Annotated in this window: 9 protein-coding genes; 8 read left to right on the top strand and 1 reads right to left on the bottom strand. The window is 43.3% G+C overall.

Features of this window, described 5'->3' with window-relative positions:
- The first annotated feature begins 16 nt into the window (after nucleotides 1-16).
- Nucleotides 17-2020: an excinuclease ABC subunit UvrB gene (gene uvrB / locus FGL80_RS04570; RefSeq protein WP_055308291.1), complete on the top strand. Its 2004-nt coding sequence runs from the start codon at nucleotides 17-19 to the stop codon at nucleotides 2018-2020.
- Nucleotides 2021-2133: 113 nt separating this feature from the next.
- Nucleotides 2134-5001 carry an excinuclease ABC subunit UvrA gene (uvrA, locus tag FGL80_RS04575; protein ID WP_147001822.1) on the top strand — a complete coding sequence of 956 codons (2868 nt, stop codon included), beginning with the start codon at nucleotides 2134-2136 and terminating at the stop codon, nucleotides 4999-5001.
- A gap of 47 nt (nucleotides 5002-5048) precedes the next feature.
- Here the strand turns inward: uvrA and FGL80_RS09040 are convergent, their stop codons facing one another.
- Entirely contained in the window at nucleotides 5049-5171 is a 123-nt protein-coding gene (locus FGL80_RS09040; protein WP_010001196.1) for a putative metal homeostasis protein, read from the bottom strand.
- Nucleotides 5172-5408: 237 nt separating this feature from the next.
- On the opposite strand from FGL80_RS09040, the gene FGL80_RS04580 reads away from it, so the two are divergent.
- From FGL80_RS04580 to FGL80_RS04605, 6 genes are all read left to right on the top strand, one after another.
- Nucleotides 5409-6377 (top strand): gluconeogenesis factor YvcK family protein, encoded by a 969-nt coding sequence (locus tag FGL80_RS04580; RefSeq protein WP_010001195.1) that lies wholly within the window; start codon nucleotides 5409-5411, stop codon nucleotides 6375-6377.
- 4 nt (nucleotides 6378-6381) lie between these two features.
- Nucleotides 6382-7326 (top strand): DNA-binding protein WhiA, encoded by a 945-nt coding sequence (gene whiA / locus FGL80_RS04585; RefSeq protein WP_055308289.1) that lies wholly within the window; start codon nucleotides 6382-6384, stop codon nucleotides 7324-7326.
- Between the two features lie 147 nt (nucleotides 7327-7473).
- Nucleotides 7474-8076 (top strand): ATP-dependent Clp protease proteolytic subunit, encoded by a 603-nt coding sequence (locus FGL80_RS04590; protein ID WP_010001192.1) that lies wholly within the window; start codon nucleotides 7474-7476, stop codon nucleotides 8074-8076.
- A 210-nt stretch (nucleotides 8077-8286) separates the two neighbouring features.
- On the top strand, nucleotides 8287-9285 hold the full coding sequence (locus FGL80_RS04595) for a D-2-hydroxyacid dehydrogenase (protein WP_055308288.1): 999 nt from the start codon (nucleotides 8287-8289) through the stop codon (nucleotides 9283-9285).
- 132 nt (nucleotides 9286-9417) lie between these two features.
- Complete coding sequence (locus FGL80_RS04600) at nucleotides 9418-10656, top strand: PTS sugar transporter subunit IIC (protein WP_055308287.1); 1239 nt, start codon at nucleotides 9418-9420, stop codon at nucleotides 10654-10656.
- A 336-nt stretch (nucleotides 10657-10992) separates the two neighbouring features.
- Nucleotides 10993-11613, top strand: coding sequence for an aggregation-promoting factor C-terminal-like domain-containing protein (locus FGL80_RS04605; protein WP_186737172.1), 621 nt, complete (start codon nucleotides 10993-10995; stop codon nucleotides 11611-11613).
- Nucleotides 11614-11657: the final 44 nt, after the last annotated feature.

Raw genomic sequence — 11657 nt, forward strand, 5'->3', positions numbered from 1 at the left:
ACTAAGGAAGAAAACTATGCGTGAAAATGTTGCCAAGCATGAATTTGAAGTGGTGTCAAAATACGAACCAACTGGTGATCAGCCCAAAGCGATTGACCAATTAGTGCGTGGCATCAATGCTGGGGTGAAAGAACAAATCTTGTTGGGCGCGACGGGGACAGGGAAAACTTTTACTATTTCCAATGTGATTCAACGTGTCAAAAAGCCAACCTTGGTGTTAAGTCACAATAAGACTTTGGCCGGGCAGATTTATGGCGAATTAAAAGAGTTTTTCCCCAATAATGCGGTAGAATATTTTGTTTCTTACTATGATTACTACCAGCCTGAAGCTTATGTACCGAGTTCAGATACCTTTATTGAAAAAGATTCCGCGGTCAATGATGAAATTGACCAACTACGTAACTCGGCTACTAGTTCACTGTTATCACGTAACGATGTCATTGTGGTTGCTTCGGTCAGTTCTATTTTTGGTTTGGGTGATCCGCACCAGTATCAAGAGCACGTCATTAATTTACGGGTGGGGAATGAGTATGGCCGTGAACAATTGATGCGTGATTTAATCGATGTGCAATTTACTAGAAATGACATCGATTTTCACCGGGGGACATTCCGTGTTCGCGGTGACATTATGGAAATTTTCCCTGCATCAGAAGACGAGATGGCGTTACGCGTGGAATTCTTTGGGGATGAGATTGATCGTATTCGAGAAATTAATTCGTTGACGGGTGAAACGGTTGCGGAACGTGATTTTGTGGCCATTTATCCGGCGAAACATTTTATGACCAATGATGATCAAATGCGCTATGCGTTAGCCGGTATCAATGATGAAATGACCGCACAAGTGGCTAAGTTTGAGGCAGAAGGTAAGTTAATTGAAGCGCAACGTATTAAGCAACGGACAGAATATGATCTGGCGATGCTAGAAGAAATGGGTTTTGTTGGCGGGATTGAAAACTATTCACGTTGGATGGATGGGCGTCAACCAGGTGAACCACCATTTACCTTACTGGATTTCTTCCCTGATGACTTTTTGATTGTGGCGGATGAAAGCCATGTGACGATGCCACAAATTCGTGGGATGTTCAATGGCGATAAGGCACGGAAAGAAACGTTAGTCAATTATGGTTTCCGTTTGCCATCGGCTTTAGATAATCGGCCCCTTAAACTGCCAGAGTTTGAACAACGGGTGAATCAAATCATTTATATGTCGGCAACGCCTGGTGATTATGAACTAGAGCGGGTGACACCAGATCATGTGGCAGAACAGATTATTCGGCCAACTGGTCTACTGGATCCCGAAGTTGAAGTCCGGCCGGTAATGGGACAAATTGATGATTTGGTTGGTGAAATTAATCAGCGTGTTGAGAAAAACGAACGAGTCTTTATTACGACCTTGACCAAGCGGATGGCGGAAGATTTAACCGACTATTTAAAGAATGTTGGGCTAAAAGTGGCCTATTTGCATGCAGATATTAAAACACTGGAACGAACAGAAATTATTCGTGACCTCCGATTGGGTAAATACGATGTGTTGATAGGGATCAACTTATTGCGTGAGGGAATTGATGTGCCAGAAGTCTCTTTGGTAGCGATTCTTGATGCAGATAAAGAAGGCTTTTTGCGTAATCCACGGTCATTGATTCAAACCATTGGTCGTGCGGCGCGTAATGCCGATGGTCATGTGATTATGTATGCTGACAAGATGACGCGATCGATGCAAGAAGCCATCGATGAAACTGCACGTCGTCGTGAAATTCAACTGCAATATAATGCCACGCATGGGATTACACCCATGACGATTAAGAAGCCAATCCGAGATTTGATTTCTGTCCGGACAGAGACAACGACTGGTGAAAAAATTGATTTGACGCAAGTGGCCTTTAAAGATTTGCCAAAGGACGAGCAAAAAAATATTATTGCAAATTTGGAAAACCAAATGAAAGCTGCGGCCAAAGCACTAGATTTCGAAGAAGCTGCGCAATTGCGAGATAGCGTGATGTCTCTGAAGGCTTTGTTGTAGTATAAGCAAAATAACAGTGTCACTGGCAGTGCTTGTTATAATGAAATGAGCAATGAAATTTAGGATAAGGAAAGGCGTTAGGCTGGTAGTCAGCAGCGTAACGTTTAAAATCTATGGCGAAAACTAATATTGAAATTCGTGGCGCTCGCGCCCAAAATTTAAAAAATATCGATGTGGATATTCCCAAAGATAAGTTAACGGTTATCACAGGGTTATCGGGTTCTGGGAAATCATCCTTGGCATTCGATACGCTCTATGCGGAAGGACAACGACGGTATGTCGAGAGTTTATCATCCTACGCCCGTCAATTTTTAGGGCAAATGGATAAGCCCGATGTTGATTCAATTGATGGCTTGTCGCCGGCAATTTCAATTGACCAAAAAACAACATCTAATAATCCGCGTTCGACTGTCGGAACGGTGACAGAAATCAATGACTATTTCCGTTTGTTATATGCGCGCGTTGGACGACCAGATGAACCAGCCGATGGCACTAAAGTGATGATGTCCATTGACCAAATGGTTGAATATGTTTATCAACAGTTGGCCATTGGCAGCCGGTTGCAGGTATTTGCGCCCATTATTGTCGGCAAACGTGGGTCACATGAGACGACGTTTGACAACATGCGCAAGCAAGGCTACATTCGTGCGCGGGTTGACGGTGAAATCTATGAATTGGATGCCCAAACACCAACGCTAGATAAAGAAACGGCCCATGATATTGACGTGATGATTGACCGTATTGTGTTACGTGATGATTCACGTTCACGTCTATTTGATGCCATCGAAGCCGCCGTGCGTTTAACGGATGGCTTAGTACAGTTGGATGTGGTGACGCGTGAGGGCGAACCAGCAGTTGCCCCATTGAAATTCTCTGATCACTATCTGGGTCAGCTAAAAGATTTTCGCGTTGGGCGTTTGGAACCACGTCTGTTTAGTTTTAATGCACCACTAGGTGCTTGTGAAGTTTGTCAAGGACTGGGTGTCACACGTGAAGTCGATATTGATCTGGTGGTACCAGACGATAGTAAAACTTTACGTGAGGGGGCGATTGCGCCTTGGAATCCGATTTCATCGAATTATTATCCTGAAATGTTACGGCAATTTGCTGAACAATCAGGTATTGATATGGATACCCCATTCAAAGAATTGCCTAAAAAACAACAACGGTTAATTTTGCAGGGGTCAGGGACTAAGGATTTTCATTTCCATTATGAAAATGATTTTGGTGGCGTTCGTGATGTGGATATTCCTTTTGAAGGCGTGATCAATAATATTTCGCGACGTTTCCACGAAACTAATTCCGAGTTTACGCGCGACCAGATGGCCAATTACATGACGGAGTTGACCTGTCAAGCTTGTCAGGGCTACCGGTTAAACGAAGCGGCCCGTTCGGTTAAAATTAATGGTCGCCATATTGGTGAAGTGTCGGAGTTGCCAGTTGACCAAGAATTGGCATTCTTTAATGACATTAAACTGGGTGAACAAGATACGACGATTGCAGCACCAATTATTAAGGAAATTAAAGACCGATTGGGCTTTTTGGCGAGCGTGGGCTTGCAGTATCTGACATTGTCGCGTGCTGCTCGCACACTGTCAGGTGGTGAATCGCAACGGATTCGCCTAGCCACGCAAATTGGCTCTAATTTGTCAGGCGTGTTGTATGTGTTAGATGAACCGTCAATTGGTTTACATCAACGTGACAACGACATGTTACTCAAATCGATGCAAAACATGCGTGACTTGGGGAACACGTTGGTCGTCGTGGAACACGATGAAGATACGATGTTGGCTGCTGATCACTTGATTGATGTCGGCCCTGGTGCGGGCACCTTGGGTGGTGAAATTGTTGCGACTGGGACGCCAGCGGAAGTAGCTGCTAATCCAAACTCGCTCACGGGGCAGTATCTTTCTGGGAAAAAGTTTATTCCAGTGCCAACTCAGCGTCGCGAGGGTAATGGCCAGGCCATTACGATCAAAGGCGCCCAAGAAAACAACCTCAAAAATGTCACGGTTAAGTTCCCCTTGAGCAAATTTGTGGCCGTGACAGGGGTGTCTGGTTCCGGTAAATCAACACTGGTAAACCAAATTTTAAAACGCGCATTAAAGCAGAAATTAAATCATAATTCAGAAAAGCCTGGGAAGTATCGCACGATTGAAGGCGTCGACAACATTGAACAAGTTGTCGACATCAATCAATCACCAATTGGGCGGACACCACGTTCTAATCCGGCAACCTATACCGGTGTATTTGATGACATTCGTGAGTTGTTTGCGCAGACGAACGAAGCTAAGATGCGGGGTTACAATAAAGGCCGATTCTCATTTAACACCAAGGGTGGGCGTTGTGAAAATTGCCGTGGTGATGGTGTGATTAAAATTGAAATGAATTTCTTACCTGATGTTTACGTAACCTGTGAAGTCTGTGGCGGTACTCGTTATAACACTGAAACGTTGGAAGTGACTTACAAAGGGCATAACATTTCACAAATCTTGGATATGTCAACGACAGAGGCGCTGGCCTTTTTTGCCCCAATTCCAAAGATTGCCCGTAAGTTACAAACGATTGTGGACGTTGGTCTTGGCTATATCAAGTTGGGCCAATCGGCGACAACCCTATCGGGTGGTGAAGCACAACGGATGAAACTTGCCTCGGAATTGCACCGACGCACCAACGGCAAAACAATGTATATCTTAGACGAGCCAACAACTGGCCTCCATGTCGATGATATTGCCCGTTTGCTTGTCGTTTTGGAACGGCTTGTTGAGGCGGGAAATACCGTGGTGGTGATTGAGCACAATCTAGATGTGATCAAATCAGCCGATTGGGTCATTGATATGGGACCAGAAGGTGGTGAAGGCGGCGGGAACGTCTTAGTCACCGGGACGCCTGAAAAGGTGATGGCGCATGCCACATCTTACACTGGTAAATACCTCAAAGAAATTATCACGCGTGACCTGGCGCGGGCAGCAAATCAATAGCATAACAAAAGCCCACTGTTCTCAGAACAGTGGGCTTTTAATGACGATTAGCGTGATGCTTTCTTTTGCTTAGCTAAGTCGTGAATGGCCTTCAAAGCACGCTTACGTGTTTTGATATTTGGGCTCTTTAACTTCCGTGCTGCTGAAGCAATATCTAATTTTTCTGTCATGTGATAGATCTCCAATTTGTGTGTATTTGCAAATAGGGACGGTATGCTGATAAGCATACTAGCAATCTTACTTACATATAATAAGTATACCAAAAATCTGAAAAATTGCAACTATCTTGCTAAAATATGAGATAATGAAAAGTAAATCAAGGAAGGTGAAGACGTTGACTACTCGTTTGTGGCTGAGACTATATTACTGGCCACAGATGGTATTAGGTAGTTTGAACAATTGGAAATATGCCAAATAAACCAAAAATAGTAATCATTGGCGGTGGTTCAGGATTGCCCGTCATTATTAAGCCACTTGTGAAGGAACGTATCGATTTAACAGCCATTGTCACGGTTGCGGATGATGGTGGGTCAAGTGGTTTGCTACGTAATTATATTAATATTGTGCCCCCTGGCGATATTCGCAACATCTTAGTGGCGATGTCAGACGTTGATCCGGCAATCAAACAAGTCATGCAATATCGCTTTGATGCCAAAGATGATTTTTTTGCCCAACATGCTGTGGGTAATTTGATTATCGCAGCGATGACTGAAATGCATGATAGCATTTTTGACGCCGTGCAGCATCTGGCAAACTTTATGAAAGTTCGTGGTCGTATTTATCCCGTTTCCAATGAGCCATTAGTTTTGCACGCAGAATTTAAAGATGGGGAAATTTTGGCCGGCGAGTCTGAAATTACAAAAGCGCACAAAACAATTGACCATGTCTGGGTCACACGTGATGCCTCGCAAGATATCCCTAGAGCGGCACCGGAAGTGGTAGAGGCCATTTTGGACGCGGATATGATTGTGTATGGGCCAGGGAGTTTGTTTACCTCAATCTTACCCAATGTGGTGGTACCAGAAGTGCGGACAGCATTGCGATTAACGACTGCCAAGCAGGTTTATATCTCAAATATTATGACGCAAAAAGGTGAAACAGACGCTTACACAGATGCGCAGCATTTGTTAGCCTTAAATGCGCATATTGGGGCACCGGTGATTGATTACGTGATTGCCAATAATGCGATTGTCCCTGATGATTTCGTTGATTTTCAAAAATGGCATGAAATTTCCAATCAAGTGAAATTAGATCCTGCTGCAGTTGCTGTGCAGGGCGCGCAAGAAATTGCTGGGGATTTCCTACAGTTGCGAGATGCCGGGGCTTTCCATGATGGCGATAAAATCATGGCGGAACTGATGCAAATTTTGGAGTGAAAATATGTCCTACGCGGCTGATGTCAAAAAAGAATTAACAGGGTTACTGGTTCATGATGGTAACGCTAAAGCAGAATTATCCGCACTGATGCGTATGAATGGTGTCAGTACGCTTGGTTTTGACCAAACCGTGTCTGTCAAAACCGAAAACGCCGCGATTGCGCGACGCATTTACACGTTGTTAACGCAAAATTATGCTGGCGTGGTGGTTGAAGTGACGATGGCTGATCACAGTTATTTATCACAGCATAAGTCTTATGCTGTGTTGCTGAAGACACAGGTTGAGGAAGTGTTAGCTGATTTAGGGGTTGATCCCTTTGGGCTACATCCAGAAATCCCAGCCCGTCTGTTAAATCAAAAGGATAAGCGACGCTCCTTTTTACGGGGAGCCTTTTTGGCAGCTGGTTCAGTGAACTCACCAGAAAAAGCCAATTATCATTTAGAAATTTTTACCACCCATGAAGAACTCGCTGAAAAAATGTTGCAAATGATGCAAGAATTTAACTTGCCTGCTAAAATTACTGATCGTGCGGGCGGTTTTATTGTTTATCTTAAGCGGGCGGAAAAAATTGTGGATTTTTTGTCGCTGATTGGGGCTTCTCAGACCATGTTGCGATTTGAAGATATCCGTATGATGCGTGATATGCGCAATTCGGTCAATCGCATGATGAATGCCGAAATGGCAAATATGCAAAAAACAGCGGATGCGGCCAACAAACAAGTGCAGCAGATTCTATTTATTGCCAATGCCATTGGGGATTTAGATTTGCTACCTAAAAAGTTACGCGATATCGCTAAAGCCCGTTTAGAGCATCCAGATGCCTCGTTAGCTGAACTGGGAGACTATCTAGAAATTAGTAAATCTGGGGCGAATCATCGCATGCGGAAGTTAAAAGAGCTGGAACAAATGATTAAAGATGAGGTGCCATTTGACCTAGCAAAGTTGTAAAATAAATTTTAGCACTCTAACTGTGTTTGTGCTAAAATAGTCTTAGTGACTCGATACTGACATCGAGTGACACATAATTGACTAGTTTGTCATGCCACCTGTTGGTGGGTATGATAAACTGGGACCATGAAAAGGAGCTTAACAACTATGTGGCCAGGAGTTATTGAACAAACAGCAAACGGCCGTGAAAGCTATGACTTGCCTTCACGTTTGTTAAAAGATCGTATTGTTTTGGTACAAGGCGAAATCGAAGATAGCATGGCAACTTCAATTGTTGCCCAATTGTTATTTTTGGAAGCCCAAGATCCAACGAAAGAAATTTCAATGTATATCAATTCACCTGGTGGCTCAGTAACTGCTGGGCTATCGATTACCGATACCATGAACTTTATTAAGGCGCCAGTGACGACTATTGTGATGGGCTTGGCAGCCTCAATGGGAACAATTATTGCCAGTTCTGGTGAAAAAGGGCACCGTTTCATGTTGCCTAATGCTGAATACTTGATTCACCAACCAATGGGCGGTGCTGCTGGTGGTACGCAGCAAACAGATATGGCCATTATTGCTGAACAATTGACAAAAACACGGGCAAAGTTGAACCGTATTTTGGCCGATGCGTCTGGCAAAGACTTGGAAACAATTGCACATGATACAGAACGTGATTATTGGATGAGCGCTGAAGAAACGTTGGAGTACGGCTTTATTGACGGTATTTTGACGAAGTCTGGAGAAAAGCCAGTTGTCAAGTGATGATGAGAAAACTGATCGATAACTTTGTGAGTTACGGTTAGCTTTTTTATTAGCTATAAATGAACCTGATCGGGTAAAATGAGATGCGGTATCATCAGGATTTCACGGTAATACGTGCAATATAATAATCTCATTAAATTAATACTTTCACGTGCAAATATGCACAATATAGGGTAGAATAAGATAGTAATAAAATTTTTGGAGGATATTATGAAGATTTTTGCTTACGGTATTCGTAATGACGAAAAGCCAGCTTTAGAAGATTGGAAATCAGCTCATCCAGAAGTTGAAGTTGATTATACCCAAGAACTTTTGACACCCGAAACAGCCGCTTTGGCTAAGGGGTCAGATTCAGTGGTTGTTTATCAACAATTAGACTACACGCCTGAAACATTGAAGGCATTGGCAGAAGCTGGTGTGACAAACATGTCTTTGCGTAATGTTGGAACAGATAACATTGACTTTGAAACAGCAAAGGCTTTGGACTTCAACATTTCAAACGTCCCAGTTTACTCACCAAATGCGATTGCTGAACATGCAGCTATTCAAGTTGCTGCTTTGTTGTCACAAGCAAAGGTGATGGAAAACAAAGTACAAAAGCGCGATTTGCGTTGGGAACCAACAATCCGTCGTGAAGTTCGCGACCAAGTTGTTGGTGTTGTTGGTACAGGTCACATCGGTCGTGTCTTCTTGGAAATCATGCAAGGTTTCGGGGCAAAGGTTATCGCTTATGATGTTTACCGCAACCCAGAACTTGAAGCAACTGGTGTTTATGTTGATACTTTGGATGAATTGCTTGAACAATCAGACGTCGTTTCATTGCACGTGCCACACATTCCAGGTGTTAATGATCAAATGATCAATGCAGAAACAATTGCTAAGATGAAGGATGACGCAGTCTTGGTTAACGTTTCTCGTGGTTTGTTGGTTGATACAGATGCCGTTGTTGCCGCATTGGATTCAAAGAAGTTGTTTGGCTTCGTAATGGATACTTATGAAGGTGAAGTTGGTGTCTTCAACAAGGACTGGTCAGAAAACGGTTTGGAAGACAAGCGTTTGGACGATTTGATTTCACGTGAAAATGTTTATGTGACACCACATACAGCATTCTACACAACGCACGCTGTGCGAGAAATGGTATATCAATCATTTGATGCTGCCGTAGCATTTGCCAAGGGTGAAACACCTGCAAATGCTGTGAAGTACTAAACACAGGAACACCCGCAGTAGCGCGGGTGTTCTTATGTCATTTTGTGTCACGGTATGGCACGTAGTAAAATTTTGATGGAAAAAACTTAGCAATACAGTTAGGGATTGCTGTAATTTTAGGTGAGGGAAATTATGACGATTAAAGCAGAAGGCCAAAAGTGGGCTTCAAAAGATTCACAAGCCTTACGTAATGAAGAATACGCGCGTAAGGCTGTGGAAAATGCCCCAGTAACATTTAGTGGTGATACAGAACTTAAGTTGAAGGATTTCTTCTTTAAAGTTTTGTCTGGTTCAGCGCAAGGTATTTTGATTGGTGTGTTACCATCTGCGGTAATGAAGTACATCATTCAATATTCTGGTTTGGGGACAACTACATTTGGTGGACATCTAAGCGCGATTTTGACGTTGTTCACATCATTCATCCCCGTTTTGATTGGTTTGGCGGTTGCCTTGCAATTTAAGATGAAGAGCTTGGATGTTGGTGTTGTGGCAATTGCAACAGCTGCAGCATCTGGTTCAATCAAGTGGGCACAAGTACCAACTGGCTTTGTGAACCCAATTACAGGGGCTAAGACAATTGCCCCAAGTAATATCTACATTGCTAGTGGCGCTGGTGATGTGATTAATGCCATGATTGTGGCTGCTGTGGCGGTCTTTGTGACATGGTTAGTTGCACGTTACTTGAAGGGCTTCGGTTCTGTTGCTATCATTTTGAGCCCAATTATCATTGGTGGCGGTGTTGGTTTGTTTGGTAAGGTGATTGCGCCTTACGTTGGGGCTGTCACAACTTGGATTGGTAACATGATTGAAACGTTTACACGTTTGGCACCAATTCCAATGGTTATGTTGATTGCCATGGCGTTCTCAATTATTATCATTACACCTGTTTCAACAGTTGGTATTGCCTTGGCTATTTCATTGTCAGGTATCGGTTCTGGTGCTGCCGCAATGGGTGTTGTAGCCACAACAATTGTTTTGTTGATTAACTCATGGCGTGTTAACAAGCCAGGTGTGACAGTAGCGATTGCATTGGGTGCCATGAAGGGTATGATGCCATCTGTCTTTGCTAAGCCGGTAACCATGCTACCATTCATGCTGGCAGCGGCAATTTCTGCTATTCCGGTTGCTTTGTTCAACATTCAAGGAACACCAACAACTGCTGGATTCGGTTACATTGGATTAGTATCACCAATCCAATCAATGGTGAAAGATCCATCAATTCCAGCAAATGTGATGAACCACTTCATTAATCCATTTACAGCTTTGCTTGCTTGGATTATTATTCCAATCATTGCCGGATTTATTGCACAATTCATCTTCAGTAACTGGTTGAAGTTGTACACACCAGCTGATTTTGAACAAGAACTATAAAATGTAGTACGTATGAGCGTCACCTCGAATTAATGAGGTGGCGCTTTTTGTTTGACAAAATCGTTGAGCAATGTAACAAAATTTCGCATCAATGTTACAAAAGTATTAAATGAAGTATGCCTTTTTCCGGACTTATGGGGTATTTTTCGTTAATTAACGTTTTTTGATTGATTTTGAAAGCGCGATGATACTGCGTGTTCAGCCGGGTTTTAGGTCATATACGACTTTTTAAATATATATATTATTGGTTATTTGTATATTAAAAGGTTTTTGTACCGTTTTTTGATTGGCTATGTTACATATATGTAATATTGATACGTCAAAATAAGTCACATGATGTTAAAGAAAATTTTAATCACAAGTGCAACAGTAACTGGTATGACGTTGGGGGTTCTCGGCGCGCAACTTAAAGCTGAAAGTCATCCAACGGATGCCGCTTCATTAAACGAACAAGTTAGTGTAAAAGCGGTAGACCGAGCTGTTGCTTCATTAGCTGACGTGAAGTCAGTCCAATTGTCAGTCAGTCAAGCGGTGGCAGCACACGCCACTGCTGAACAAGACACAACACCAGCGGCAACTGCGCCGGCTGCAGCAGCACCAGCTGTTGCCGTTGCAGAACCAGTTGCGACACCGGCACCAACAGCGCCGGCAGCCGCGCCTGCTGTTGTGACACCAGTTGCAACACCAGCCAAGCCAGCTGCAGCAACACCAGCACCGGCTTCTGGTGACTTGCAATGGTTGATTGCACGTGAAAGTAGCGGTAACGTTAACGCACAAAACGGGCCTTACTATGGGATTGGCCAATTAAGCGAAAATTATTATGCCAAATACGTCCCAGGCCAAAACTATCGCGGCAACTACGCGGTGCAACTTGAAGCCATGCAAAAATATATTGCTGATCGTTATGGTACAGTTGCGCAAGCCATTGCACATTGGCAAGCTAACAACTGGTATTAAGCTTCGTTTGGTGTGAATCATACGGTTTAAATGTAAAAGTACAC

Origin of the sequence: Leuconostoc lactis, from assembly GCF_007954625.1 — a bacterium.
Classification (GTDB): Bacteria; Bacillota; Bacilli; order Lactobacillales; family Lactobacillaceae; genus Leuconostoc; species Leuconostoc lactis_A.